Below are 26,825 nucleotides of genomic sequence, written 5' to 3'. Positions count from 1 at the left end.
GCTTACTCCCCAAGGCCGAACTTCTGGTCAAGCCTGTTCATCTTCCAGGCGTAGAAGAAGATCAGAACGATGAAGGTCAGGATGGAACCCTGTTGAGCGAACCAGAACCCGAGGTCGGTGCCGCCCACCGGAATGCCTGAAAGCAGGGGGCGAAACAGCATGGCACAGCCATAGGACACGAATGCCCAGACGATCAGGCATCCGGTTATGAGGCGGACGTTCGCCTTCCAGTACGCAGCAGCATTGGTTTTATCATCTGCCATAGTGATGCTCTCCACTTGTTGTTAAGGTTGGGAAGTCGCACAGAGAGTTGCCAGGTTTCTTCAGGGGGTGCACTGAGCGAGAGGAGTCGGATGGCATGAACGAAGGCCGGTTTGCGCCTTGAGCTCCCTTGCTCCCTGCGGACGATCCTCACTTCCCACCACGACCACTTGCCCGTTGTCGAGTCGCTTTTTTCAGGTGCGATCACCCTGTATGACTCATGAGCAATACTGGTCAATAAATGCAGAAAATAAAATCCCAGACTTTGGTATCATGAGTAAACTGTAATAAAACGATTCTTCTTTTTTCTCTTGATTTTCAATCTTCTATGTTCCTGCGTTGGCGTTTTTACATGACGACGAGAGTCGCTGATAGGACGATTGTCTATCATTAAACTTTTGTCTATAAGATGTTTTGTTAAGAACACTCGCCGTGGAAGGCGTCTGGCCATACACAACAACTCGTCCTTGGACGTTGGTCTAGGTTATCTCTTAAATCGTGGGGCTGTTATCCTGCCCGAAGAGTGCTATTCAAAGCTTGAGAAGTAACGTCGAAGGAAAGATTAACGTCGTTGCCGTGCCGCTCTAGTACTCGACCTGGTGTCGCTGTCGCTCCGCTCCAGGTCGTCGTGATGAACCGAGGCAAGGTGGCCGTAGCACGGGAGTATAGAGATGGTCGATGTCGATCTTTCCCAACCGCCTTTCTCCTTTCTGGACGAGGAGGGCCGAGAGCGTGTCCGTAACGGCATCGACCTGGCCTATTTCGACCGCGACGAGATCATTCTGGAAACCGGCCAGCCGGGTGAGTACGTCTTCCTCATCCACAAGGGCGAAGTGGCCGAGCTGGATACCACCCAACCCGGGGCGCGTGAACGCCTTGGCCACTACACGGCAGGAGATCTCTTCGGCGCCATCAGTATCCTCAACGGCAAGAGCCGCTATCGCTTTCGCGCCGAGCAGGAAAGCCTTTGCTACCTGCTGCCCAAGGCGCTCTTCCTGCAGCTTTGCGACGACTACCCGGCCTTTGCCGAATTCTTCCGGCAAACCCTGGCCCACAAGGCACGTCTGCTGACGGAACAGCGCGCCGAGGGGGGCGTGACCATGGCCGGCTTCATGCTGGCGCGGGTCAGCGAGTGCATGCGTCCCCCACTATGTATGGAAACGGGAGCGACCATTGCCGAAGCGGTGGCCAGGCTGCATGAAAGCCACGCCGACAGCCTGCTGGTGGAGGGTGAGGATGGCGCGGGCATGGTCACCAAGACCGACCTGCTGGAAGCGCTGGTGTTGAAAGGGCAGGATCAGCAGAGCCAGTTGAAGCATATAGCGAACTTCCAACTGGTGACGGTGCGCCCCGACCAGTACCTGTTCGAGGTGCTGGTCATGATGACCCGCTTCAAGGTGGAGCGGGTCGTGGTAATGGAGGAGTCCCAGCTCATCGGTGTGGTGGAGTTGACCGATGTGCTGAGCTATTTCTCCAGTCGCAGCTATGTCGTCAGCCTGCAAGTGGAACAGGCCGACAGTCTCGATGCCCTGTTTCGTGCCAGCCGGCGCACGCCCGAGCTGGTCAAGGCGCTGATGGCGCAGGGCGTCAAACTGCGCTTCGCCATGGGCCTGCTGGCGGCACTCAACGGACGCATCATGTCCAAGGCCTGGAGCTTTCTGATCGAGGAGCGCTATCACCCGGACAGCTGCCTGATGGTGATGGGCAGCGAAGGGCGTGGCGAGCAGATTCTCAAGACCGACCAGGACAACGGCCTGATACTCGCCGACGGTCTGGAGTGGCCGGAAGTGGGCGAGCAGATGCAGCGCCTCACCGAGACGCTGATCGAGCTGGGCTATCCGCCCTGTCCCGGCAATATCATGGTGAACAACCCGCAGTGGGTGGGCTCCGTGTCGCAGTGGCAAGAGCGCATCGCCCGTTGGGCAGAGAAGCGCGACGGCGATAGCCTGATGAAGCTCGCCATCATGCTCGACTCTCACGCCGTCGCGGGGAATCCGGCGCTGCTCGACCGCGTGCGGAAGGCACTCTTCGAACAGTGCTCGCGTGATGAGATCCTGCTCTCCTACTTCGCCCGTACGGCACTGCGCTTTTCCACACCGCTGACTCTGTTCGGTTCTCTGAAGAAACCCCAGCACGGTATCGACATCAAGAAAGGCGGCATCTTCCCGATCGTACATGGCGTTCGCACCATGGCGCTGGAGCGGCGTATCAAACCGACATCTACCCTGGAGCGGCTCGAGGCGCTGGTAGCCGACGGGCGATTGGAAGAGCGGGTGGCAGAAGATCTGGCCGAGGCGCTCTCGCTGTTCACCGAGCTGCGTTTGAAGCAGCAACTGGAACGTCTCGGAGGAGAGCTCAACGGCAAGAGCCCGGACCGCGTCGTGGTACAGCAGCTCTCTTCACTGGAGCGTGACCTGCTGCGTGAGGCGTTGCATATCGTCAAGGATTTCAAGCAGAGCCTGTCGCAACGCTATCACCTCGAATATACCTGACAGGCAGCACTTAAGGAGTAAGGGCATGTTTCGAGTTCTACGCCGTGCCAGCGATCGTCGTCGCCATGCCGATGGCGAATACGGCTGGCTGTTTCATCCTTATACTGGGGATGAGCTAGTGGCCATCGACTGCGAAACCACTGGCGTCGATCCACGCACTGCCGAGCCCGTGTCCATCGGTGCGGTCAAGGTGCGTGGCGACAGGGTGCTGACAAGCGAATCGCTTCATCTGCATCTGAAACGCCCGGCCAGTCTGACCGGCGACTCCATCCGGATTCACGGCCTGCGCGGTATCGATCTCGACGACGGCGTATGCGTCGATGAGGCGCTGGAAACCCTGCTCGATTACATTGGCAACCGCCCGCTGCTGGGCTGGCGCCTGGAGTTCGACCTGGCCATCCTCAACCGTCAGATCAGGCCGCGCTTCGGTTTCGACCTGCCCAACAGCGGTATCGACGTGGCACAGCTGTATCATCGCCAGCTGCGTCGCAGCGTCATGGAGCCGGAGCCTCGTGCACAGCGCTTCGAGGCGGTGGCGGAGTCGCTGGGAGTGCCTGTCATGGGTCGTCATACCGCGCTTGGCGATGCGGTGACCACGGCGCTGATGTACCTGCGGCTGGAGCGGGCCGGCATGCCGGATCGGCAAGAGGCATGAGGCGCTGAAACCCTTTCATGGCGTCGCCACCGGACAGTGGCGATGGTAGGATGCCACCCATCATTCATCATGCCGTGGCAGCCCGATCATGCAAGACGCCGTGATTTTCGATCCCCCTACCGTCGCTTACCGCAGTGCTCAGAGTGGGCCGGGCGAAGCGAGTAGGGAGCCCTCTCCGCTGGAGTCGCTCGACGCCAAGGGGCGACGCGAGTTCAACAAGCTTCAGAAGCGCCTGCGGCGTCAGGTGGGCCATGCCATCATCGACTACGGCATGATCCACGAAGGCGACCGGGTCATGGTCTGCCTGTCGGGCGGCAAGGACAGCTATACCCTGCTCGAGATCCTGCGCAATCTGCAGCGCAACGCGCCGGTGAACTTCTCCCTGGTAGCGGTGAATCTGGACCAGAAGCAGCCGGGCTTCCCCGAACATATCCTGCCTGAATACCTCGAGGCCGCCGGCGTCGAATACTACATTCTCGAGCGCGACACCTATTCGGTGGTCAAGGAGAAGACGCCGGAGGGCAAGACCACCTGCGCGCTCTGCTCGCGATTGCGACGCGGCTCACTCTACGGCTTCGCCGAGGAGATCGGTGCGACCAAGGTGGCGCTGGGGCATCACCGCGAGGACATCCTCGAGACCCTGTTTCTCAACATGTTCTACGGTGGCACGCTCAAGGCGATGCCGCCCAAGCTGCTCTCCGACGACGGCAAGAACATCGTCATTCGGCCGCTAGCCTACTGCCGTGAGGCGGACATCGCCGAGTTTGCCAGGCTGATGGATTTCCCCATCATTCCCTGCAACCTGTGCGGCTCGCAGCCCAACATGCAGCGCCAGGTGGTCAAGGAGATGCTGGCCGACTGGGAGCGCAAGCACCCAGGGCGCCTCGAAACGATGTTCAAGGCGGTAACCAACGTGGCGCCGTCTCAGCTGGCCGACCGCGAGCTGTTCGACTTCGAAGGGCTCGAGGCGAAGCAGGCGCACAGGCGCGAACGCCGTATCGACGCTCTGGACCTCTCCCGCGATTGAGTCCTCGATCTGAACGCACGAAAAACCGCCGGGCTTGCGCCAGGCGGTTTTTTCACGACGGATCGAGTCGCCTTACTGGTCGTCCTGGGCCTGGGCCAGCAAGGCCTCGAGATTGAGTATGTTCACCTCGCGTCCGGAAACCTCCACCAGACCCTGCTGCTGAAAGCGGCCGAGAATCCGGCTTACCGTTTCCACTGCCAGCCCCAGGTAGTTGCCGATATCGGCGCGGGACATGGAGAGGCGGAAGCTGTAGGGGGAGTATCCGCGGCGACGGAAGCGGTCTGACAGGCTGGTGAAGAAGCTGGCCAGACGCTGGTCGGCGGTCTTGCGCGACAGCAGACGCATCATCTTGCGATCGTCGCGCAGCTCCTTGCTCATGCTGCGATAGAGCTGACCGCGCAGCTCGGGAATCTGTTCCGACAGGGTATCCAGCCGATCGAAGGGGATCTCGCAAACCGTAGTGGTTTCGAGAGCGATCACGCTGCCGGGGTAGATCTGCTCGTCGATGCCGTCAAGACCCACAAGCTCGCTGGGCAAGTAGAAATTGGTGACCTGATCCTCTCCGGAGCCTTCGGTGGTGGTCTGCTTGAGGCTGCCGGAGCGTACCGCGAAGACGCTGCTGAAGGCGCTGCCTTGGCGAAAAAGGGCTTCGCCCTTCTTCAGCGGAGAGCGACGCCGAATGATGGCATCGAACTGCTCCATGTCCTCGAGTTCCAGAGCAAGAGGCAAGCACAGTGAGCTCAGGCTGCAGTTTTGACAGCGGGTTTCATGCAGTAGCGAACGCCGCTTGCCGAGCGCATTGGCTGCGTTAACCGGCATGCTCCACCTCCTTGATCATGGTCATGGAGGCATTATGGAACATTATTGGTGCATGTAACATGCCCCTTGCGACTTTTGACCGCAACGGTTGGTTACTTTGTTCGTTCCGTAACGCTACAAGATGCGTGAGAACTGCGCTTCGGGCTGCGTCGGCAGCCTTGCGTCGAAGGCCATGGCCAGATGACGGATCAGCAGCCGGCCGATGGGAGTTGCGATCAGCCGGTTACCTTCGGATACCACGAGTCCGTCCCGGCGAGGAATCTCCAGACGCAGCAGGGCATCCGCCAGGTAGCGAGGCGCGTCGACGCTGAAGGTTTCGCTCAGCTCATCCAGATCCAGCTCCATGTCGCACATCAACCGCTCGATGGCATGCCGCCTGACCCGGTCGTCAAAGGACAACCGTATGCCACGGGCAGTGGGAAGGTGGCTCGCATCCAGCGCATTCTCGTAGGCAGCGAGATTGCTGTGATTCTGCACGTAGACATCGTCGATACAGGAGATCGCCGAGACCCCAAGCCCCACGAGGTCGCATTGTGCATGGCTGGAATAGCCCTGGAAGTTGCGCTGTAGGGTGCCCTCGCGCTGGGCGATGGCCAGGCTGTCGTCGGATCGGGCGAAGTGGTCCATGCCGATATGCACGTAACCCGCATCGGTCAGCATGGCGATGGTGGTTCGCAGGATGGCCAGCTTCTCTTCGGGGCCGGGCAGATCCTCGGTACGGATGTGGTGCTGAGCCGCGAAGCGCTCGGGCATATGGGCGTAGTTGAAGACGGAAAGCCGTGCCGGGGCCATGGCGATGACCTGCTCCAGGGTGGCAGCGAAGCTGTCACGGTTCTGGAAGGGCAGCCCGTAGATCAAGTCCAGGTTGAGCGAGCGAAAACCCAGCCGATCCGCTTCATCGATCAATGCCTCGGTCAGGATGCGCGGCTGTAGGCGATTGATGGCACGCTGGACCTTGGGGTCTAGATCCTGCACGCCGAGGCTCAGGCGATTGAAGCCCAGCGCCTGCAGGTGGCGCAGGGTGAAGACATCGGCCTCGCGTGGATCGATCTCGATGGCATAGTCGCGATCGCGGGCGCTGGAAAGCCCGAAGCGCGCATCGAGCCGATCGATGAGGTCGCTCATCTGGTCGAGGCTGAGAAAGGTTGGCGTACCGCCGCCCCAGTGAAGCTGAGCCACCTCCCGGCGTGTGTCCAGATGCGGCTTGACCAGCACCATCTCTCGGTCCAGGCGCGAGATATAGGGCTCAGCCACCTTGCTCGCCTTGGTCGTGATCTTGTGGCAGGCACAGTAGTGGCAGGCCTTGCGACAGAAGGGAATGTGCACATAGAGCGAGAGTGGACGGCCGTCGGCATTACTGCGAGCCAGGGCGGCCTGATAGTCCGGTTCGCCAAACGCCTCATTGAACGAATTGGCGGTCGGGTACGAGGTATAGCGCGGGCCACTGGTATCGTAGCGCCGCAGCAGGGCCTCGTCCCAGGCGAAAGGGTCGGCCATCGCTCGATGCAAGGACATCGCGGGGACGGACATGATGGCACTCCGAAAGGCTGACGATTGGCCCAATGCTAGCGGTACACCGGCCAAGCTGGATTGAGCTGCGTCAAACGAAGTGATAATGCCGTGTCAGCGGTGGCCTTCAATGACCCGAGGCGCCATGAGGCAGCAAGGCGACGAGTTGCCACACGGCGAAAGCGATGATCGTCAGTGCGGCCAAGGTGCGAGTTGCCGGGTGGCGAATCAGCGTGCCCAATTGGCGTGCGGCGAAGCCGGTCACCAGCAGGGAGGGCAGGGTACCAAGCCCGAAGGCGCCCATCAGCGCTGCTCCGGTCAACGGGTCCGCCGTGGCCAGGCTCCAGGCCAGCATCGAATAGACGAGCCCACAGGGCAGCCACCCCCATATTGCCCCGAGCCCTATGGCCTGAGGCAAGCTGACCACCGGCATCAAGCGCTTGCCGATGGGCTCGAGGTGGCGCCACAGATGCCGACCGAGCGCTTCCACCTTGAGCAGGCCCTTCCACCAGTTGGCGATATAAAGCGCCATCAGAATCAGCATGACCGCGGCGAACAATTGCAGCACCACCCGCGTCGCGGGGGTTAGTGCGAAGACAGTGCCCAGCGCAGCCACCAGTGCTCCGGCCATCATGTAGCTGGCGATACGACCGAGGTTGTAACCCAGCAGCAGCCCGCTAAGTCTGGCGGGGCTACGCATGCTGGGTGGTACGGCGAAGGTCAGGGCGCTCATGATACCGCCGCACATGCCGATGCAATGAGCGCCACCAAGCAGTCCGAAGACGAAAGCCGCCAGCAGCGGCGGAAGGCCGAGCCCGGTAGGATCCATCAGCGCTGCGCCGGGGGGTCGTCGTCGCTGTCGGCCGGTCGCCGATGGGCCCGGCGCCGCCGTTCCCGTTCCTCCGGGGTCAGATCGTTATCGTCTTCGTCGAACAGGATACGATGGGCGGGGCCCTCCAGATCCTCGAACTGATCGTTCTTCACCGCCCAGAAGAAGGCCCACACGGCCAGGCCGAGCAGGATCAACGACAGCGGAATGAGAAGATAAAGAATGGTCATGCATTCACCAGTCGCATGTCTGATGTCGGCGTCGGAGCGGGGCGCAGGCGAAAGCGGTTGAGCCTCAGCGCATTGCCCACGACGACCAGGGAGCTGCCTGACATGCCCAGCGCAGCGACCCAGGGCGGCACGATGCCGATGGCAGCCAGGGGCAGTGCCGAGAAGTTGTAGCACACCGACCAGATCATGTTCTGGCGCATGATGCGCCTTGTGGCGCGGGCGATCTCGATGGCTTCGACGATACGCATCAGACGCGGGCTCATCAACACCGCATCGGCGCTGGTCCGGGCCAGATCGGTGGCACCGTTCATGGCCACCGAGACGTCGGCTCCGGCCAGCACCGGCACGTCGTTGATGCCGTCGCCGATCATGGCCACTTTCTCGCCGGTCGCCTGGCGCTCACGAATTCTTGCCAGCTTGTCTTCCGGACTGGCTCCAGCCTGCCAGGTGTCGATACCCAGCTGCTCGGCCATGCCGCGTACGGCCGATACCGTGTCGCCCGACAGCAACTCCACCTGGATGCCGCGAGCCTTCAGCTCGGCGACGGTTTCAAGGGCATCGTCACGCATGCGGTCGCGCAGGCCGAACCAGGCTCGGGGCTGGCCCTCCTCGCCGAGCAGCAACCACTGGCCGTCCCCCGGGGCCTCGAGCGCTTGTTCCGGGGCGGCGAAATCCGGCCGGCCCAAGCGCCAGCGCTTGCCATCGATTACGCCCTCGACGCCCTGGCCGGTGCGGCTGACCCTGTCGCCGGCATCCACCGTAGCCAGTCGCCAAGGGCTGAAAGCGCGGGCGATGGGATGCTCGGAGTGGGCTTCCAGTGCCGCGGCGATGACCTTGGCGCGCTCAGGCTCAAGATCCCCGAGGGGGCGAGTATCGACGAGCTGCATCTCGCCGCAGGTCAGGGTGCCGGTCTTGTCGAATATCACACGGTCCACCTGTGACAGCGACTCGATGGCGTCGGCACGGGTGATCAGGATGCCGCGGCGGCGCAGCTGACCGTGACCCGCAGTCAGGGCAGTAGGCGTTGCCAGCGCCAGGGCGCAGGGGCAGGTCACTACCAGTACCGAGAGCATGACCCACAGCATGCGACTGGGATCGATGAACCACCAGGCGGTCGTCACGCAGACGGTGACTATCAGCAGGCGCAGCACGAACAGGTGCGACATGCGCGCAGCCAACTGGGCCAGGCGCGGGCGGCTGGCGAAGGCGCGGTCGGTCAGATCGACGATGCTTGCCACCCGCGCATCCTTGCCCGCATGGGTGACGCGTACTATCAGCGGGCTCTCGATGTTCTGGCTGCCGCCGGTGATGCTGTCACCGACGCGTCGGGTCACGGGCAGGTACTCGCCGGTGAGCATCGACTCGTCGAGGCTCGATTCGCCCTCTTCGATGATGCCATCGGCCGGCACGCCATGGCCGGGTTTGATCAACACCCGGTCGCCGGCGACGAGTTCGCTGGCCGGCAGGATGCGCTCCTCGCCGTTGGCTTCCAGGCGTACCGCCGAGAGCGGCAGCGCGCCGGCCATGACGTTGCCGGTATGGCCGCTGCGGCGCCGTGCACGGGCCTCCACGTAGCGGCCAAAGAGCAGGAAGAAGGTAAACATCGCCACCGAGTCGAAGTAGACCTCACCGGTATCGGCGATCACCGCATAGCCGCTGGCAAGATAGGCCCCGCCGATGGCAATGGAGACCGGCACGTCCATGCCCAGTACGCGGGTGCGCAGATCGCGCACTGCGTTACGGAAGAAGGGCATGGCCGAGAAGAACACCACCGGTGTGGCCAGGGCGAAGGACAGCCAGTGGAACAGGGCGTAGAAGTCCTCACTGATCTCGCCGGGGGCGGTCATATAGATGGGAATCGAGAACATCATGACCTGAGCCATGCCCACCGCGGCCACGATCAGGCGGCGAATGTTCATGCGCTCCTCGAACTGCAACCGCTGCTGGGCGGCGTCCGGCTCGTAGGGCTGGGCGCTGTAGCCGATGGCAGCCATCTCGGCGAGGATACGCGACAGCTTGAGCTGAGCAGGATCCCATGCCACCCGTACCCGATGATGACTGAGGTTGACTGCGCTGGCGCTTACGCCCTCGAGAGCGTTGAGCCGATGTTCGATCAGCCATGCGCAGGCGGCGCAGGTGATGCCGTCCACTGCCAGAGTGGCATAGACCCGATCACTGTCGCCTTCGGCATGCACGAACTGCCGCTGCAGCCCCGGATCGTCGAAAACCGCCCAGGTCTCTGCCTTGACCGCCTGACGTTCGTCCGGCCGCTCGGGCAGCTCGGTGCGAAAGCGGTAATAGCTGGCCAGACCGCCGTCGACGATGGCATGCGCCACCGCCTCGCAGCCGGGGCAGCAAAGCGAGTGCTTGCGCTCGTCGAGCGTGATCGTCCAGGGCGCGCCGGGAGGCACTACGTTGCCGCAGTGGTAGCAGCCGGCAGTCGCGGCTTCGGTCTCGGTGGCGACGTGACTCATGGCGACTCTTGGGCTAACGCCAGTCGGATATCAGCCACGTGTCGGTAGCCCCGGGCTTAGGCTGAAGGCTTCTTCGCTGGGGAAGCTGCCTTCACCGACCAGACGCCATTCGGGCTGTTCCGCGCTGGGATGCAGCTGCAGGTACCAGCGGTAGCGTAGGTTGTCGGGAGCCTGACCCAGATAGCGCCCGTCGCGCACGTGCTCCAGGACGATATCCTGATCGCGACCGCCCACGGTGGGGAAGATCAGCTTCAGATAGAGACGCTCAGGGCGTTCCTCTCCTTCGAGCTGAACGATGATGTCGCTGGTCATGGGGTCGATGCGCAGTTCGGCAGTCAGATCGAGTTCCTCGGCCCGCTGCTGTTTGGCCAGCACCATATTGATGGCGCGACCATGCTCATAATAGTCCTGCTGCACCAGGCCGTCTGCCGTCCGCACCGCCATGACGGCCAGGGTCGAGCTGCCGAAGATCGAGGTGAACAGCAAGCCGAGCAGGAACCACGGCCAGAACTGCTTGTACCAGGGGGAAGGGGTCGTCATGGTTATCTCCGTGCTTCACCGATGAAGCGGGTATCGCGTTCGAGGACTATGCGCTCGTCGTCCAGGGAACTGAAGGTCATCTGTATGGGGTGGCTGGGCAAGTGCAGCACCTCCGGGTCGGCGGTGACCTGTACGGCGAACAGCCTCGATGCGCCGGCAGGGACCCGCAGCGTCTCGGTGTCGAGCTCGAGCCCGGACAGGCCGCTGATCTCGAGGCGGTAGGTATGGTCGCGGTCGTCGAGGTTGCGTACCGTCAAGGTATAGACATTGCTGATGCGCCCGTCACGGGTCATCTGGTAGAGCTGGCCGCGCTCGCGCTCCACCTCCACGTTGAGTGGCATGCGATCTCCCAGTGCCCACACGAACAGGCCGATCATAACCACGAGGGCGGCAAAGTAACCCAGCAGGCGCGGGCGCAGAATGTGTGAGCGCTGGCCTTCGAGGGCGTTCTCGGTGGTGTAGCGAATCAGGCCGCGCGGGTAGTTCATGCGATCCATCACGCTGTCGCAGGCATCGATGCAGGCAGCGCAGGTGATGCACTCGTACTGCAGACCCTTGCGAATGTCGATGCCGGTGGGGCAGACCTGGACGCAGAGGTCGCAATCGATGCAATCGCCGTGACCGGCCGCCCGCGCCTCGGCGTGGCTCAGGCTCTTCTTGCGTGAGCCGCGTGGCTCGCCGCGGCTCGCGTCGTAGGAGACGATGAGGGTGTCGTTGTCGAACATCACCGATTGAAAGCGGGCGTAAGGGCACATGTAGATGCACACCTGTTCGCGCAGCCATCCGGCGTTGAGGTAGGTGAACACCAGAAAGAAGCCCACCCAGAAGTAGGCCCAGCCGTGGGCTTGCAGGGTGGGCAGCTCGACGACCAGGTCGCGGATCGGCGTGAAGTAGCCGACGAAGGCCACGCCGGTGGCCAGCGCAATGGCCAGCCAGATGACGTGCTTGGCGGTCTTGCGCCACGCCTTGTCGAGGTTCATGGGCTCGCGATCGAGCTTGATCCGCCGGTTGCGCGAACCTTCCAGGCGGTGCTCCACCCAGATGTAGAGGAAGGTCCATACGCTCTGGGGGCAGGTGTAGCCGCACCAGACACGGCCGGCAAATACGGTGATGAAGAACAGGCCAAAGGCGCAGATGATCAACAGCCAGGACAGCAGAATGAATTCCTGCGGATAAAACGTGGCGGCGAAGATATGAAATTCGCGCCCCGGCAGGTCGAACCAGATCAGCGGCCGGTCGCCCCAGGTGAGCCAGGGCAGGCCGAAGAAAGCCAGCATCAGTACCCAGTTCGCGACGCGTCGCACCCGCTGAAACAGCCCCTTTATCTCACGCACGTAGATGTGCCGCCGCTTGGCGTACATCTCCTGCTGCACCGGGGCACGGGGGGTATGGTGGCCCACCGGATCCGGGGTCACGTCACGCGTGGGAATCTTATCGCTCATGTCGGACTCGCGGCGGGCAACGACGGCCCGCATGGGAAAGGCAATGAAGTGGTTTCATTGTATCGAGAGCCCGTCGCGAGACGGGGTAGTGCGACCGTGGGTCGCACTACCCGCTCGGGCGGAGACGTCAGTCCCGGAAGCGCAGACTGTAAACGTAGGCAGCGACCAGATGGACGCGCTCTTCACCGATGTAGGCCTCCTGAGCCGGCATATGGCCGTTGCGGCCGTTACGCAGGGTCTGACGCACAGCATCGGCAACGCTCTGACCGGGCGCCTGGTAGAGCCAGGTGTCGTTGGTCAGGTTCGGCGCACCCAGCGCGGTGTTGCCGGTTCCACTCGGGCCGTGGCAAGCGGCACACACCGAGGCGTAGACCGCTGAACCCTGCTCGGCGCGCTCTTCATCGTGCTCCAGGCCAGAGAGTGCCAGCACGTGCTGGGTCACGTTCTCGATGTTGTTGGCACCAAGCGTCTGGAAGGAGGGCATCAGGCCGTTACGCCCGCGCACCAGCGAGGTCATGATCTGCTCGGGTTCGCCGCCGTAGAGCCAATCGTCGTTGGTCAGGTTGGGGAAGCCATAGCCGCCGCGGGCGTTGGCGCCGTGACACACCGCACAGTTGTTCTGGTAGATGCGCTCGGCGACCTGCATGGCCTCCGCGTCACGTGCCAGCTCGGGAATCGGAATCTCCTGATACTGGGCGAAGATCGGCGTGAATCGCTCCTCGGCGCGTGCCACCTCCTGCTCCCACTGACCCTCCTGGGTCCAGCCCAGCAGGCCGGTGAAGTTACCGAGCCCGGGGTAGAGCAACAGGTAACCCAAGGCGAAGACCACCGTCGCCACATAGAGCTGGAACCACCAGCGCGGCAGAGGGTTGTCGTACTCCTCGATCTCGTCGGCGGCATGACCGGTGGTTTCCACGTTGCCGTCGGCATCCGGCACCTTGTCGGTCTTGCGGTTGGCGTAGAGGATCCAGAAAGCGAAGGCGATGGAGCCCAGCGTTATCACGATGATCCAGGCACTCCAGAACCCGGAAAGGGAGTCATCCCAGAAGTTGCTCATGTGTCTTTGTCTCCCCTGTCTTTACGGGAATCGGCGTCGCTTTCAGGCTCGTGCTTGGAGCGCTGCTGCGAGGCGCTGCTGTCACGGTTGGCTTGCTCGTCGTCCTCGGCGAAAGGCAGATGTGCCGCCTCCTCGAAGTCCGGCTTGCGGCGCCGAGAGTAGGCCCACCAGGTGATGCCCAGGAAGGCGATGATCAGCAGGCCGGTAATGATGCCGCGAAAGGTACCGGTATCCATGATCAGCGCGTGCCTTCGAGAACGGTGCCCAGCTGCTGGAGATAGGCCACCAGTGCGGTGATCTCCTGCTGGCCGCGAACGTCACGCGTGGCGTTGGCAATGTCCTCGTCGGTATAGGGCACGCCCAGGCGGCGCAGCGCCTCCATCTTGCGCGGCGTGGCGTTGCCGTCGAGGGTGCGCTCGAAAAGCCATGGATAGGCCGGCATGATCGAGCCGGGCACCACATCGCGCGGGTTGTACATGTGGGCACGGTGCCAGTCGTCGCTGTAGCGTCCGCCGACGCGGGCCAGGTCGGGCCCGGTACGCTTGGAGCCCCACAGGAAGTTGTGCTCGTAGATGAACTCACCCGCCACGCTGTAGTGACCGTAACGCTCGGTCTCGGCGCGGAAGGGGCGGATCATCTGCGAATGGCAGCCGACGCAGCCTTCGCGGCGATAGATGTCGCGGCCTTCCAGCTCCAGGGCGGAGAGCGGGCGCAGCCCGTCGACCGGCTCTGTGGTCTGCTTCTGGAAGAACAGCGGCACGATCTCGGCCAGGCCGCCGAAGCTGATCACCACGAGGATCAGCACCGCGAGCAGGCCAACGTTCTTTTCGACTATCTCGTGTTTCATTGGTGTCGGTTTCCCCGGTTGCTCAAGCGGTCTGCGGCAGCGGCTGTTGAGCGGCATCGCTGCGCTGGACGGTCATGAAGACGTTGTAAGCCATGATCAGCATGCCAACGACCCAGAACAGACCGCCGATGAGGCGCACGATGTAGCCTGGGCCACTGGCCTCGACCGACTCCATGAAGGTGTACATCAGGGTGCCGTCGGGGTTGATGGCGCGCCACATCAGGCCCTGCAGGATGCCGTTGACCCACATGGCAGCGATGTAGAGCACGGTGCCGATGGTCGCCAGCCAGAAGTGCACGGCGATCAGGCCGACGGAGTGCATTTCGGTGCGACCGAACAGGCGCGGAATCAGGTGGTACATGGAGCCGATGGTGATCATCGCCACCCAGCCCAGGGCGCCGGCGTGAACGTGACCGATGGTCCAGTCGGTGTAGTGCGACAGGGCGTTGACCGTCTTCACCGCCATCATCGGGCCTTCGAAGGTGGACATGCCGTAGAAGGCCAGGGCAACGACCAGGAAGCGCAGGGTCGGGTCGGTGCGCAGCTTATGCCAGGCGCCGGAGAGGGTCATCATGCCGTTGATCATGCCGCCCCAGGAGGGGGCCAGCAGGATGATCGACATCACCATGCCCAGCGACTGGGCCCAGTCGGGCAGGGCGGTGTAGTGCAGGTGGTGCGGGCCGGCCCACATGTAGATCATGATCAGCGCCCAGAAGTGGACGATGGAGAGCCGGTAGGAGTAGATCGGGCGTTCGGCCTGCTTGGGCACGAAGTAGTACATCATGCCGAGGAAGCCGGCGGTGAGGAAGAAGCCTACCGCGTTGTGGCCATACCACCACTGGACCATGGCATCGATGGTGCCGGCATAGATCGAGGTCGAGTACATCAGGGTGACCGGAATCGCCGCGTTGTTGACGATGTGGAGCACGGCAACCGTGAGGATGAAGGCGGCGAAGAACCAGTTGGCCACGTAGATGTGTGAAGTCCTGCGCTGCTTCACGGTCATCAGGAAGACGATGGCATAGCTGACCCACACCACGGCGATCAGGATGTTGATCGGCCATTCGAGCTCGGCGTACTCCTTGGTGGTGGTGTAGCCCAGCGGCAGCGTGATGACCGCCGAGACGATCACTGCCTGCCAACCCCAGAAAGTGAAGGCGGCCAGCTTGTCCGAGAACAGACGAGCCTGGCAGGTGCGCTGTACCACGTAATACGACGTCGCCATCAGCGCGGAGCCGCCGAAGGCGAAGATGACGGCGTTGGTGTGCAACGGGCGCAGGCGGCCGAAGCTGGTCCAAGGCAGATCGAGGTTGAGTTGCGGCCATACCAGTTGTGCGGCAAGGATGACACCGAGGAGCATGCCCACGATGCCCCACACCACTGTCATGATCGCAAACTGCCGAACTACCTTGTAGTTGTAGGTCGGATGCTCTAATGCTGTGCTCATGTCAGGTTCCCATCGAACGCGTAACGAGAACTCGCGGTGGCGATGCCACGACGGCGCTCCCGGTTGGGTGATGCAGGTCAGAAAGCAGGCGGATTCTAGCGCAGCCGCCTGACAGACTGAAACAAGGATACAGCTGAAACTGGTATAGGAATTTGACGCGTGTCGAACTTTGCGCAAAAAGATGCGGTAACCATACGGCCTGATCGGCTGGGCGAACAGGGGCTCGATCTAGCCCCCGGGAACTGGTTCGTCGAAGGCTTCGGCCCCCTGGAAGTGAGGGGTGACGACAGCATCGGACGACTGTTGATCGCCCATGGAGCGGGGGCTGGCCAGCATTCCTGTTATATGCGTAACCTGCGCGAGGCGCTTGCCGCCCAGGGCGTCCAGACCCTGGCGATAGAGTATGCCTACATGCAGCGCATGCAGAGGGAAGCGAAGCGTATTCCCCCACCTCGCATCGACCGCTTGGTAGAAGAATTGTCCCAGTGGTGCGACATTCTGACACGCCCGAAAGGGGGTACTTTGTGGCTGGGGGGCAAGTCCATGGGCGGTCGTGCGGCCAGCCTGCTGGCGGCTCGCGATCGTGTGGCGGGACTGGTCCTGTGCGGCTACCCATTCCACCCCCCCAACCAGCCCGAGAAGCTGCGACTGTCGCACTGGCCGCTGATCGACTGCCCTACCGTGGTGGTGCAGGGCAGTCGAGACCCCTTCGGTACCCAGGACGAGGTCTCGGGGTACGGGCTGGCCGCACGGGTACACGTGCATTGGCTGGCGGACGGCGATCATGACTGGAAACCACGACGCTCGTCGGGTCGAAGCCAGTTGGATCTGATCGAGGAGGGAGCCGCCGTGATTGCCGAGTTCATGCAGGCTCATCGGGCAGAGACGTGAGCGATGCCACGAATGGCGGGGGCTGCGGTGGCTATCACTCCCATTACGGGCCTGGCGTGCGACACTTCGCGAGCCCAGGGCATTGACAAGGCAAAGGAACTCTGTAGAATTCAGCGCCACGTGACCAGGGGTGGTTAGCTCAGTTGGGAGAGCACCAGCCTTACAAGCTGGGGGTCACAGGTTCGAACCCTGTACCACCCACCATCACTCCAAGTGATGGCGAGTGATCACGTAGGAAGCAAACAGCGGACCGGTAGTTCAGTCGGTTAGAATGCCGGCCTGTCACGCCGGAGGTCGCGGGTTCGAGTCCCGTCCGGTCCGCCATTCGATTTCAGGCCCCGAGCCCACGGCTCGGGGCCTTTTCGTATCGTCTATACTCCCCTTCGCCTGGCCCGCATTCGGCCTGTATCCGTGGTATGTCGACCGCAGGGTCGACACCCATCGTCTTTGGCACGACTACGCTTTTCCTTTGCGCCAGCCGGCCAGCTATCATACAGTTGTTTGAAAATAACCGTGACTCGACCCAAGGAGGAGTTCGGCGTGCGCTATCCTCATCTATTTCGTCCGCTCGAGGTGGGCCATCTGACACTGCCCAATCGCGTGCTGATGGGCTCCATGCACACCAACCTGGAAGAGGCTCCGAATGGTTTCGCGCGCTTGGCGGCGTTCTACGTCGAGCGTGCCCGTGAGGGGGTCGGGCTGATCGTCACCGGCGGTATCGCCCCCAACCCGGAGGGCGCGGTCTTTCAGGGCGCCGCTACCCTGGAGCGGGCCGAGCAGGTGGCCGACCATCGTAGTGTGGTCGAGGCCGTGCACGCCGAGGGAGGGCATATCTGCATACAGATTTTGCACGCAGGGCGCTATGCCTATTCGCCCGAATTGGTGGCACCGTCGCCGATTCAGGCGCCGATCAACCCGTTCATGCCTCGTGAGCTTGGCGATGACGAGGTACAGCAGCAGATCGATGACTACGTGCGCTGTGCGTCCCTGGCCCGCGAGGCCGGCTACGACGGCGTCGAGGTGATGGGCTCGGAAGGCTATCTGATCAATCAGTTCCTGTGCCTGCGCACCAACCACCGCGATGACCGCTGGGGCGGGACGTTCGACAATCGTATGCGCTTCGCGGTCGAGATCGTGTCGCGCATTCGCGAGGCGGTAGGCGACGACTTCCTGATCATCTTCCGTCTGTCGATGATCGATCTGGTGGAGGAGGGGAGCACCTGGGAAGAGGTCGTGACCCTTGGACGCGCCATCGAGGCGGCCGGGGCCAGTCTGATCAACACCGGCATCGGTTGGCACGAGGCGCGTGTGCCCACCATCGTCACCAGCGTGCCGCGGGCGGCCTTCACCGAGGTGACACGGCGCATGAAGGCCGAGCTCACCATACCGTTGATCACCACCAATCGCATCAACATGCCCGCGGTGGCCGAGCGGGTGCTGGCCGACGGTCATGCCGACATGGTGTCCATGGCACGCCCTTTCCTCGCCGATCCGGCCTGGGTGAGCAAGGCGGCCGCGGGGCGCGACGAGGAGATCAATACCTGTATCGCCTGCAACCAGGCCTGTCTCGATCATACCTTCCAAGGCAAGCTGACTTCCTGCCTGGTCAATCCGCAGGCCTGTCACGAAACCGAACTGGTCGTCGAGACAGCCGAGACGCCGCGCGACGTTGCCGTGGTAGGCGGTGGCCCGGCGGGGCTGTCGGCAGCGCTCACGGCCGCACGTCGCGGCCATCGTGTGGTGCTGTTCGAGCGTACCGACGAGCTGGGGGGGCAGTTCAATCTGGCGCGCAAGATCCCCGGCAAGGAGGAGTTCGACGAGACGCTGCGCTATTTCGAGGTCATGCTTGCCAAATACGGCGTCTCGATAAGGCTGGGTACGGAGGCCGACGTTCAGACGCTGCGCGGTTTCGATGCGGTCATCCTGGCCACCGGCGTGCGGCCGCGACGGCTCGAACTGCCGGGCATCGATCATCCCAAGGTAATGAGCTACCCCACCGCAATCCGGCATCCCGAGCGCGTGGGGCGGCGGGTGGCGATCATCGGGGCCGGGGGCATCGGTTTCGACGTGGCTGAGCTTCTTACCCACGTGGGTCACCCTTCGCTCGACCGCGACGCCTGGTGCGCCGAATGGGGCGTGGACCTGAATGTATCGGAGCGTGGCGGTGTACGCCCCCCCGAACGGCCCGATACGCCGCGTCAGGTCACTCTACTGCAGCGCAAGCGTTCCAAGCCCGGCAAGGGGTTGGGGAAAACCACCGGTTGGGTTCACCGCATGTCGCTGAATCATCGCGGTGTCGAGTCCCTGGCTGGCTGCGAGTATCTTGGCATCGACGATGACGGTTTGCATATTCGCATCAACGAGGAGCCGCGTCTGATCGAAGTCGACAGCGTGGTGGTCTGTGCCGGTCAGGACCCGGTTCGTGAGCTGCTCGAGCCGCTCCAGCAGGCGGGCGTGGCAGTGCACCTGATCGGTGGCGCTGACGAAGCTGCCGAACTCGACGCCAAGCGGGCCATCGATCAGGGCACCCGAGTGGCAGCGGGGCTGTAGCAAGTGGCCGCAGCGCCATGGCTCCTCCGGCGTGCGCTGTGACGATGGCTTTGTAAAAGCGGGTTACACTGGTCGAGGCGCGTCTTCGAACTATGTTTCCCGTCTGGTTCGCTGGCGCATGAGAAGAACAACAACCGGAGAGAACCGATGCAAGCCAAAAGGAAACCTGTCGGAACGGCATTGCTGGGCATGGCCCTGTCGCTCACTGTCACCGCCGCCGTACAGGCCGACGAGGTCGTCGAGCAGATCGAGCTGGGTCTCGAGCTCTATCAGGAAGGAGAATATGGCGCGGCACTGACCGAGCTCGAGTTCGCCATCAACGATATTCGCCAGTTGATGTCGGGGCGCCTTGCCAATACCTTCCCCGAGGCGCCTGCCGGCTGGAGCGCCGGGGAGGTGGAGTCCGGCGGCGGCGGTGCGGCAGCGCTGATGGGCGGCGGAGCCATGCTGCAAAGAAACTACCGGGAAGAGGGCGGCGATGGCCGTCTGGAAGCCTCGCTGATGCTCGACAATCCCATGGTTCAGGGTATGGCGGCAATGTTCAACAACCCGGCCATGGTGGCCTCGCAACCCAATCTCGAACGCGTGCGCATGGGTCGCGAATCGGCCATCGTCAAGTGGGAAGCCGACCGCGGTCGCGTCGAGGCCACGCTGCTGCTCGACAGTCGCATCCTGATGCAAGTCAAGGGCCAGGGGGTCGATTCGGCGGATATCGCCGTCGATCTGCTGAAGGCATGGGATCTGAACGAACTGCGCACTGAAGCGGCACGCTGAGGCAATGCCGGCGCCTGGTAGATAGACGACGTATCACCAGGCGTCAGTTCAGTTCTCGCCTAGCGTTGATTGCACGGCGCTTCGCGACGGCTATGCTGTTGCAATCTCTAGCCTCCCCTTTCCCTTTCCCCTGGCGGCAAGCTTGCCATCCCCCACCTGCTCGATATGCCCACGGGCCGAGCTCTGCGTTCGTTTTGGCAACTCCTGAATCTGCTTGGTCAACCCGCCGGCACCATATTCCGATACCGTTTAATGCCTGGCGTCGAACCCTTGGCGGGTCCTGCGTTCTCATGATTATCCTTCCCTTGCGTTGATTCTTTGACGGCCACTGCGCCCTGAAGTGACTAGGCTGGTAAGTAACCCGCGGCGGCCATCACGGTTCGATGGTCAGGGGATAAGGCAAACAGGAGGCTTCGATGAGCATCTTCGATCATGTGCAGAACCGCTTCTCTCGTGTCCAGCAGGAAGAACTCACCTTGCAGGAATACTTGGAGCTGTGTCGCGAGGACCCCATGGCCTACGCCAGCGCTGCTGAGCGGATGCTCAAGGCCATCGGTGAGCCCGAGGTGATCGACACCGCCAAGGATCCGCGGCTCTCCCGAATCTTTTCCAACAAGGTCATCCGCCGTTACCCGGCATTTTCCGAGTTCTACGGCATGGAGGAGGCGATCGAACAGATCGTGGCCTACTTCCGGCATGCCGCACAGGGGTTGGAGGAGCGCAAGCAGATCCTCTATCTGCTCGGCCCGGTGGGTGGCGGCAAATCGTCGTTGGCGGAGCGCCTGAAGCTGTTGATGGAGCACATCCCGTTCTATGCCATCAAGGGATCGCCGGTGTTCGAGTCTCCGCTGGGCCTGTTCTCACCCGAAGAGGACGGTGAGCTGCTGGAGAAGGAGTACGGCATACCCAGCCGCTACGTGAAGAGCGTAATGTCGCCGTGGGCGGCCAAGCGGCTCAAGGAGTACGGCGGCGACATTTCCCAGTTCAAGGTGGTTCGTCTCTATCCGTCGCGGCTCAACCAGATCGCCATCTCCAAGACCGAGCCGGGAGACGAGAACAATCAGGACATCTCCTCGCTGGTGGGCAAGGTCGACATTCGCCAGCTCGAGCTCTACTCTCAGGACGATCCGGACGCTTACAGCTTCTCCGGCGGACTGTGCAAGGCCAACCAGGGCCTGATGGAGTTCATCGAGATGTTCAAGGCACCGATCAAGGTGCTGCACCCCCTGCTGACCGCCACCCAGGAGGGCAACTACAACCCCACCGAAGGCATGGGGGCGATTCCCTTCGACGGTATCGTGCTGGCCCACTCCAACGAAAGCGAGTGGCAGGCGTTTCGCAACAACCGCAACAATGAGGCGTTCCTCGACCGCGTCTACATCGTCAAGGTGCCGTACTGCCTGCGCGTGACCGAAGAGATCAATATCTACAAGAAGCTGCTGGAGCACTCATCGCTTTATGAAGCGCCCTGTGCTCCGGATACCCTGCGCATGCTGGCGCAGTTCTCGGTGCTCTCGCGGCTCAAGGAGCCGGAAAACTCCAGCGTCTACTCCAAGATGCGGGTCTACGACGGCGAGAACCTCAAGGATACCGATCCCAAGGCCAAGTCGATTCAGGAGTATCGCGATGCCGCCGGGGTCGACGAGGGCATGGATGGGCTCTCCACCCGCTTCGCCTTCAAGATCCTGTCGAAGGTGTTCAACTTCGACAATCACGAAATCGCCGCCAACCCGGTGCATCTGCTCTACGTGCTGGAGCAGCGTCTCGAGCAGGAGCACCTGCCCAAGGAAACCTTCGAGCGCTACCTGCGCTACATCAAGGAGTTCCTGGCGCCGCGCTATGTCGACTTCATCGGCAAGGAGATCCAGACCGCCTATCTCGAGTCCTACTCGGAGTATGGTCAGAACATCTTCGACCGCTACGTGACCTATGCCGATTTCTGGATCCAGGATCAGGAGTACCGCGATCCCGAAACCGGCGAGCTGTTCAACCGGCAGTCCCTCAACGAGGAACTCGAAAAGATCGAGAAGCCCGCAGGCATTTCCAATCCCAAGGACTTCCGCCACGAAGTGGTCAACTTCGTGCTGCGAGCTCGTGCCCAGAACAACGGCATGAACCCCAGTTGGCAGTCCTATGAGAAGCTGCGCGGTGTGATCGAGCACAAGATGTTCGCCAACACCGAAGAGCTGCTGCCGGTAATCTCTTTCAACGCCAAGGCCTCGACGGCGGACCAGAAGAAGCACGAGGATTTCGTGGCCCGCATGAAAGACCGCGGTTATACCGAGAAGCAAGTACGGCTGCTCTCGGAGTGGTATCTGCGGGTGCGTAAATCGCAATAAGCGGCGCGAGCCAGGAGGTCAGCATGACCTATTTCATCGATCGACGCGCCAACGCCAAGAACAAGAGCGCCGTGAACCGCCAGCGCTTCCTCGACCGCTACCGGACGCACATCAAGCGTTCGGTGGAGGAAGCCGTCAACCGTCGCTCGATCACCGACATGGAGCGCGGGGAGAAGGTTTCCATCCCCGCCCGCGATATCTCCGAGCCGGTGTTCCAGCACGGTCCGGGAGGCAAGCGCACCATTGTCAGTCCGGGCAACAAGGAGTTTGTCGAAGGGGATCGCCTGCGCCGCCCCGGTGGGGGCGGCAGTGGCGGAGGCGGGGGGGAAGGCAGCGCCTCCAACCAGGGTGAGGGCATGGACGAGTTCGCCTTCAGCCTGACGCGTGAGGAGTTTCTCGACTTCGTCTTCGACGGCCTGGAGTTGCCGCACCTGGAGCGTAAGGCGCTCAAGGATCTCGATGAAGTCAAACCGGTGCGCGCGGGGGTCACTCGCGATGGGGTGCCGTCGCGAATCAATATCGTGCGCTCGATGCGTGAGGCGTATGCCCGGCGCATTGCCATGCGCGCGCCTATTCGGCGAGCGTTGCGTGAGGCTCAGCAGGCCCTGGACGAGGAGGAGCGCAAGGACCCGGTGCTGCGCAATCCGTCGCGAATCAGTGAGCTCAAGACGGAGATCGAGCGCCTGGAGAAGCGGCTCGAGGCGGTTCCCTTCATCGATACCTATGACCTGCGCTACAACAATCTGGTCAATCAGCCCCAGCCCTCCAGCAAGGCGGTGATGTTCTGCGTGATGGACGTCTCCGGCTCCATGACCCAGGCCCACAAGGACATCGCCAAACGCTTCTTCCTGCTTCTCTATCTGTTTCTGGAGCGCAACTACGAGAAGGTCGAGCTGGTCTTCGTGCGTCACCACACCGCGGCCAAGGAGGTCGACGAAGAGGAGTTCTTCTATTCACGCGAGACCGGCGGCACCATCGTCTCCAGTGCCCTGACCCTGGTCGACGAGATCATCACCCGGCGCTATCCCCCCACCCAGTGGAATCTCTATGTGGCCCAGGCTTCGGATGGCGACAACTGGGACGACGACTCGGTGAACTGTCGCGAGCAGCTGGTCAAATCGCTGATGCCGCGCCTTCAGTACTACACCTACGTGGAGATTACCCCCCACGCCCACCAGGCGCTGTGGGAGGAGTACGAAAGCGTGGCCGCCGAATACCCCGACCGATTCGCGATGCGTCAAATCGTCGAGGCCGGCGACATCTATCCGGTGTTCCGGGAATTGTTCAAGCGCCGTGCCGCCCATTGACGTGACGAGGAGGCAACATGACCCGACGCAAGCCGATAGCTACCGGTTCCGACTGGAACTTCGAGATCCTCGAAACCTTCGAGCAGGAGCTGGCCAGGCTGGCAGACGAGTATCGGTTGGATACCTACCCCAACCAGATCGAGATCATCACCACCGAACAGATGATGGATGCTTATGCCAGCGTAGGGATGCCGGTGGGCTATCATCATTGGTCCTTCGGCAAGCAGTTCCTGGCGGTCGAACAGGCCTACCGTCGCGGCCAGATGGGTCTTGCCTACGAGCTGGTGATCAACTCCGACCCCTGCATCGCCTACCTGATGGAGGAGAACACCTTGATGATGCAGGTGCTGGTCATGGCCCACGCTTGCTACGGTCACAACTCCTTCTTCAAGGGAAACTATCTGTTTCGCGCCTGGACCGATGCCAGTTCCATCATCGACTACCTGGTGTTCGCTCGTAAGTACGTGGCCGAGTGCGAGCAACGCCATGGCGTCACCGCCGTCGAGCAGCTGCTCGACGCCTGTCATGCGCTGCAGAACTACGGAGTGGATCGCTATAAGCGGCCTTCACCCATCTCGGCCGAGGAAGAGGTGCGGCGTCAGGCGGAGCGGGAGGCGTATCTTCAGACCCAGGTCAACACGCTGTGGCGCACCATACCGGCTCGCCAGCCGGATGACGCCTTGCCAGGCATTCTGGGGGGAGACGAAGACCCGCTGGGGCTCCGAGTGGGAGGACGCTACCCGCCCGAACCTCAGGAGAATCTGCTCTACTTCATCGAGAAGAACGCACCGCTACTGGCGCCATGGCAGCGGGAGATCGTGCGTATCGTGCGCAAGCTGGCGCAGTACTTCTATCCGCAGCGCCAGACCCAGGTCATGAACGAGGGCTGGGCCTCCTTCTGGCACTACACCCTGATGAACCGGCTCTACGATGATGGGCTGGTCGACGAAGGCCTGATACTGGAGTTCCTGCAGTCGCATACTGCGGTGGTCAATCAGCCCGGCTTCGATAGCCCCTACTACAGCGGCATCAACCCCTATGCACTGGGCTTTGCCATGTTCAGTGACATCAAGCGTATGTGCGAAGATCCCACCGACGAGGATCGTGAATGGTTTCCCGAAACCGCGGGGGGCAACTGGCTCGAGGCGGTGCATTTCGCCATGCGCAATTTCAAGGATGAATCCTTCATCCAGCAGTTCCTCTCGCCCAAGGTGATTCGCGACCTCAAGCTGTTCAGCATCGTCGACGACGATCAGGAGGAGATGCTCGAGGTCGCCGCAATCCATGACGAACGAGGATATCGCCGGGTACGCGAGGCGCTGGCCGTCCAGTATGCCCTGTCGCTGCGCGAGCCCAATATTCAGGTATACGAAGCCGACATTCGCGGTAACCGTTCACTGACGTTGCATCACGTGCAAGACAGCCGCCGACCGCTGGGTCGCAGCGTCTATCCCGTGATTCGGCACTTGCACCAACTGTGGGGTTTCCCGGTGCGCCTGGAATCGATCGCTCAGGATGGCACGGTCGCCAGGCGCTATCAGTGGCCGCTGCCCGATGAGGACGTCAGGGAGTAGGGCGGAAGTACGTTCACGCGGCGGGCCGACGCGGCCCGCTCAATCCATGGTTACCCAGGACTGGCACCAGCCATCCGGCTCGACGCTATTCTGGGGAAACAGCTGACAGCCTTGGCTGCGGCGTTCGAAGAACATGCAATTGCTGCAGGTTTCGCCCTCTTCATAAGCAGGGTGATCGCTGGCTTGTTCGGCAACTTCCACATAGTTCAGTGCCTGGGCCTGCTCATCGTTGGGGTCGAGTCTGGGCAATGTCTCGGCAAAGGCTTGGCGTGAGAGTATGCCGGCTCCCAAGGGCAGGGCGGCGATGCCCAGCAGGCTACTGCGCAAGAAGTCACGTCGGCTCGGTTTGGCCATGGAGCGACTCTTTTTGGCCATGTGAAGGTCTCCTGCTCGGACACGGTCTAATTAGGGGAAAAGACTCCGGTACTGGGCCAAGCTGGGTGTCACGACTGCTTCGCCATCTGACAGCCATGAGACCCGACAACGGGGGTGGAGTTCTCTAGTTAAGCCGGAGGAAACACCTTTTCGCGCGAAGGCGCAATTGCCGAATTTATCCGTGCGTTGCGGTTCGGTGTCGGAAGGTTGCATTGGGGTGCGTTACGTAAGAGTGCGACGCAAAGATGCGAGAACAGGACTCGCGCGATGCGGTGACTCTGGCACCGGCGCGGGAGATTCGTTAGTGTGGGAGCACACTGCTGCTGCAAGGATGCTGGGATGCCGTGGATCAAGATACTGCACATCGCCACGCTGTTGTGCTGGTGTGCAACGCTTCTTTACCTTCCGGCCATGTTGCTGGCAAGTGCCCGAACCCGGTCGGTTAGCTCCTTCGAGTATTCCGCCCCGGCGTTGCTGCGTTTCGTTTTCACTCACATTGCCACCCCATTCGCCCTGTTGGCCATCATGAGCGGAACCTTGCTGTTCATCGTGGCACAGCTGGTCGGCGGCTGGCTGGTGCTCAAGCTGGCGGCGGTGAGCGGGATGGTGCTGTGTCACGTGCTGTGCGGTGCCCTGATAGCACGGCTGGAACAGGACAAGCGTCGGTTCCTGGTGCCAGCAAGCGGCTTGATTGCCGCTCTGGCGGCTTCGTTGATGCTGGCCGTGCTGGTGCTAGTGCTCAGCAAGCCATTCGACTGAGGCATGACAAGGAGAGTCACCATGCACCACTCGGCCCGCCCGGTACGATTTTTGTCACTTGTCGTCGATTTCGACGCCGACCGCCTCGTCGTAGACGAGCATACCGCCGAGAATCCCCGCCAACACGATGAGTCCGGCCGTCATCAGAGTGAGGCCCACTGCCCAGGGCAACAGATCGGTGGGATGCAGGAAGCGCCACAGCCAGTTGAGCGAAGCCAGCGACAGCATCATCACCGCCAGGATGGCATGGCACCAGCCGACGATCATGTCGCGGATCCGCTTGACCGTTACCAGGTCTGTCAGCCCGGCAATGCTGGCCACCCAGCCGCCCAGGGCACCGATGCCGGCCAGCCACAGGCTGGTGCGTGCCCAGAACGTGTCGCCGGTATAGAGAAACAGCGCGTCGCTTCCCACCACCAGCATCAGGCAGGCGATGGGGAAGTGCACCATGGTGGGGTGGAGGGGGTGGCCGGCGATGGCGGCGCGGCTCTTGATCGAGCGTCTCGGTTGGTCAGCCATGTTCGCGTCCTTTGCGATCCATTCAAATGTCTCTTAGGCATTCAACGCGCTGACCGCCAGCGGGTCAACCGCTCGCGGCGACTCGCATGGCGGTCGCTGCCGCTGACG

24 protein-coding genes and 2 tRNA genes are annotated in these 26,825 nt (G+C 62.1%); 12 read left to right on the top strand and 14 right to left on the bottom strand.

Annotated features, from left to right (window positions below):
* Positions 1-2: 2 nt before the first annotated feature.
* Positions 3-263, bottom strand: coding sequence for a DUF4212 domain-containing protein (locus AC2VNO_RS15135; protein ID WP_486934896.1), 261 nt, complete (start codon positions 261-263; stop codon positions 3-5).
* A 669-nt stretch (positions 264-932) separates the two neighbouring features.
* Between AC2VNO_RS15135 and AC2VNO_RS15130 the strand changes: the two genes are divergently transcribed.
* The 3 genes from AC2VNO_RS15130 to ttcA all read left to right on the top strand — a co-directional run bounded on the left by AC2VNO_RS15130 (position 933) and on the right by ttcA (position 4,435).
* Positions 933-2,753 (top strand): DUF294 nucleotidyltransferase-like domain-containing protein, encoded by a 1,821-nt coding sequence (locus tag AC2VNO_RS15130; RefSeq protein WP_486934895.1) that lies wholly within the window; start codon positions 933-935, stop codon positions 2,751-2,753.
* Between the two features lie 25 nt (positions 2,754-2,778).
* The gene (locus AC2VNO_RS15125; RefSeq protein ID WP_486934894.1) at positions 2,779-3,408 is read left to right on the top strand and encodes a 3'-5' exonuclease; all 630 of its coding nucleotides are present in this window, start codon (positions 2,779-2,781) and stop codon (positions 3,406-3,408) included.
* Between the two features lie 88 nt (positions 3,409-3,496).
* The gene (gene ttcA / locus AC2VNO_RS15120) at positions 3,497-4,435 is read left to right on the top strand and encodes a tRNA 2-thiocytidine(32) synthetase TtcA (protein WP_486934893.1); all 939 of its coding nucleotides are present in this window, start codon (positions 3,497-3,499) and stop codon (positions 4,433-4,435) included.
* 72 nt (positions 4,436-4,507) lie between these two features.
* On the opposite strand, the gene fnr is transcribed toward ttcA, so the two are convergent.
* The 11 genes from fnr to ccoN form a co-directional block, all read right to left on the bottom strand.
* A complete protein-coding gene (gene fnr, locus AC2VNO_RS15115; protein ID WP_486934892.1) occupies positions 4,508-5,254 on the bottom strand; it encodes a fumarate/nitrate reduction transcriptional regulator Fnr in 747 nt (248 codons plus the stop codon).
* 114 nt (positions 5,255-5,368) lie between these two features.
* Entirely contained in the window at positions 5,369-6,784 is a 1,416-nt protein-coding gene (gene hemN / locus AC2VNO_RS15110) for an oxygen-independent coproporphyrinogen III oxidase (protein ID WP_486934891.1), read from the bottom strand.
* A 106-nt stretch (positions 6,785-6,890) separates the two neighbouring features.
* On the bottom strand, positions 6,891-7,592 hold the full coding sequence (locus tag AC2VNO_RS15105) for a sulfite exporter TauE/SafE family protein (protein ID WP_486934890.1): 702 nt from the start codon (positions 7,590-7,592) through the stop codon (positions 6,891-6,893).
* Positions 7,592-7,822 carry a cbb3-type cytochrome oxidase assembly protein CcoS gene (ccoS, locus tag AC2VNO_RS15100; RefSeq protein WP_486934889.1) on the bottom strand — a complete coding sequence of 77 codons (231 nt, stop codon included), beginning with the start codon at positions 7,820-7,822 and terminating at the stop codon, positions 7,592-7,594. Before ccoS ends, AC2VNO_RS15105 begins: the two co-directional genes overlap by 1 nt.
* Positions 7,819-10,296 (bottom strand): heavy metal translocating P-type ATPase, encoded by a 2,478-nt coding sequence (locus AC2VNO_RS15095; RefSeq protein WP_486934888.1) that lies wholly within the window; start codon positions 10,294-10,296, stop codon positions 7,819-7,821. Before AC2VNO_RS15095 ends, ccoS begins: the two co-directional genes overlap by 4 nt.
* 30 nt (positions 10,297-10,326) lie before the next feature.
* Entirely contained in the window at positions 10,327-10,836 is a 510-nt protein-coding gene (locus AC2VNO_RS15090) for a FixH family protein (RefSeq protein ID WP_486934887.1), read from the bottom strand.
* Between the two features lie 2 nt (positions 10,837-10,838).
* The gene (ccoG, locus tag AC2VNO_RS15085; protein WP_486934886.1) at positions 10,839-12,278 is read right to left on the bottom strand and encodes a cytochrome c oxidase accessory protein CcoG; all 1,440 of its coding nucleotides are present in this window, start codon (positions 12,276-12,278) and stop codon (positions 10,839-10,841) included.
* Between the two features lie 127 nt (positions 12,279-12,405).
* Entirely contained in the window at positions 12,406-13,335 is a 930-nt protein-coding gene (gene ccoP / locus AC2VNO_RS15080; RefSeq protein ID WP_486934885.1) for a cytochrome-c oxidase, cbb3-type subunit III, read from the bottom strand.
* The gene (locus AC2VNO_RS15075) at positions 13,332-13,571 is read right to left on the bottom strand and encodes a cbb3-type cytochrome c oxidase subunit 3 (RefSeq protein WP_228578833.1); all 240 of its coding nucleotides are present in this window, start codon (positions 13,569-13,571) and stop codon (positions 13,332-13,334) included. The genes ccoP and AC2VNO_RS15075 overlap by 4 nt, the downstream gene beginning before the upstream one ends.
* 2 nt (positions 13,572-13,573) lie before the next feature.
* Positions 13,574-14,182 (bottom strand): cytochrome-c oxidase, cbb3-type subunit II, encoded by a 609-nt coding sequence (gene ccoO / locus AC2VNO_RS15070; RefSeq protein ID WP_228578834.1) that lies wholly within the window; start codon positions 14,180-14,182, stop codon positions 13,574-13,576.
* Positions 14,183-14,204: 22 nt separating this feature from the next.
* The gene (ccoN, locus tag AC2VNO_RS15065) at positions 14,205-15,629 is read right to left on the bottom strand and encodes a cytochrome-c oxidase, cbb3-type subunit I (protein ID WP_486934884.1); all 1,425 of its coding nucleotides are present in this window, start codon (positions 15,627-15,629) and stop codon (positions 14,205-14,207) included.
* Between the two features lie 159 nt (positions 15,630-15,788).
* Between ccoN and AC2VNO_RS15060 the strand changes: the two genes are divergently transcribed.
* The 8 genes from AC2VNO_RS15060 (at position 15,789) to AC2VNO_RS15025 (ending at position 25,064) form a co-directional block, all read left to right on the top strand.
* Positions 15,789-16,520: an alpha/beta family hydrolase gene (locus tag AC2VNO_RS15060; RefSeq protein WP_486934883.1), complete on the top strand. Its 732-nt coding sequence runs from the start codon at positions 15,789-15,791 to the stop codon at positions 16,518-16,520.
* Positions 16,521-16,648: 128 nt separating this feature from the next.
* Positions 16,649-16,724: transfer RNA gene (locus AC2VNO_RS15055), tRNA-Val, on the top strand.
* Between the two features lie 43 nt (positions 16,725-16,767).
* A tRNA-Asp gene (locus AC2VNO_RS15050) sits at positions 16,768-16,844 on the top strand.
* Between the two features lie 282 nt (positions 16,845-17,126).
* Positions 17,127-19,070: an FAD-dependent oxidoreductase gene (locus tag AC2VNO_RS15045; protein WP_486934935.1), complete on the top strand. Its 1,944-nt coding sequence runs from the start codon at positions 17,127-17,129 to the stop codon at positions 19,068-19,070.
* Between the two features lie 147 nt (positions 19,071-19,217).
* Entirely contained in the window at positions 19,218-19,844 is a 627-nt protein-coding gene (locus AC2VNO_RS15040; RefSeq protein ID WP_486934882.1) for a hypothetical protein, read from the top strand.
* 416 nt (positions 19,845-20,260) lie between these two features.
* Positions 20,261-22,183, top strand: a complete 1,923-nt coding sequence (locus tag AC2VNO_RS15035; RefSeq protein WP_486934881.1) for a PrkA family serine protein kinase — start codon at positions 20,261-20,263, stop codon at positions 22,181-22,183.
* A gap of 23 nt (positions 22,184-22,206) precedes the next feature.
* The gene (locus AC2VNO_RS15030) at positions 22,207-23,490 is read left to right on the top strand and encodes a YeaH/YhbH family protein (protein WP_486934880.1); all 1,284 of its coding nucleotides are present in this window, start codon (positions 22,207-22,209) and stop codon (positions 23,488-23,490) included.
* Between the two features lie 17 nt (positions 23,491-23,507).
* Positions 23,508-25,064, top strand: coding sequence for a SpoVR family protein (locus AC2VNO_RS15025; RefSeq protein ID WP_486934879.1), 1,557 nt, complete (start codon positions 23,508-23,510; stop codon positions 25,062-25,064).
* A 39-nt stretch (positions 25,065-25,103) separates the two neighbouring features.
* Here AC2VNO_RS15025 and AC2VNO_RS15020 read toward each other — a convergent pair whose 3' ends face one another.
* Entirely contained in the window at positions 25,104-25,418 is a 315-nt protein-coding gene (locus tag AC2VNO_RS15020) for a high-potential iron-sulfur protein (protein ID WP_486934934.1), read from the bottom strand.
* Between the two features lie 360 nt (positions 25,419-25,778).
* On the opposite strand from AC2VNO_RS15020, the gene AC2VNO_RS15015 reads away from it, so the two are divergent.
* Entirely contained in the window at positions 25,779-26,198 is a 420-nt protein-coding gene (locus tag AC2VNO_RS15015) for a CopD family protein (RefSeq protein WP_486934878.1), read from the top strand.
* A gap of 54 nt (positions 26,199-26,252) precedes the next feature.
* On the opposite strand, the gene AC2VNO_RS15010 is transcribed toward AC2VNO_RS15015, so the two are convergent.
* A complete protein-coding gene (locus AC2VNO_RS15010; RefSeq protein WP_228578842.1) occupies positions 26,253-26,717 on the bottom strand; it encodes a DUF2231 domain-containing protein in 465 nt (154 codons plus the stop codon).
* Between the last annotated feature and the right edge of the window lie 108 nt (positions 26,718-26,825).

Source organism: Halomonas sp. TH-94 (assembly GCF_057473365.1).
This window is presented reverse-complemented; position numbering and strand designations above follow the sequence as displayed.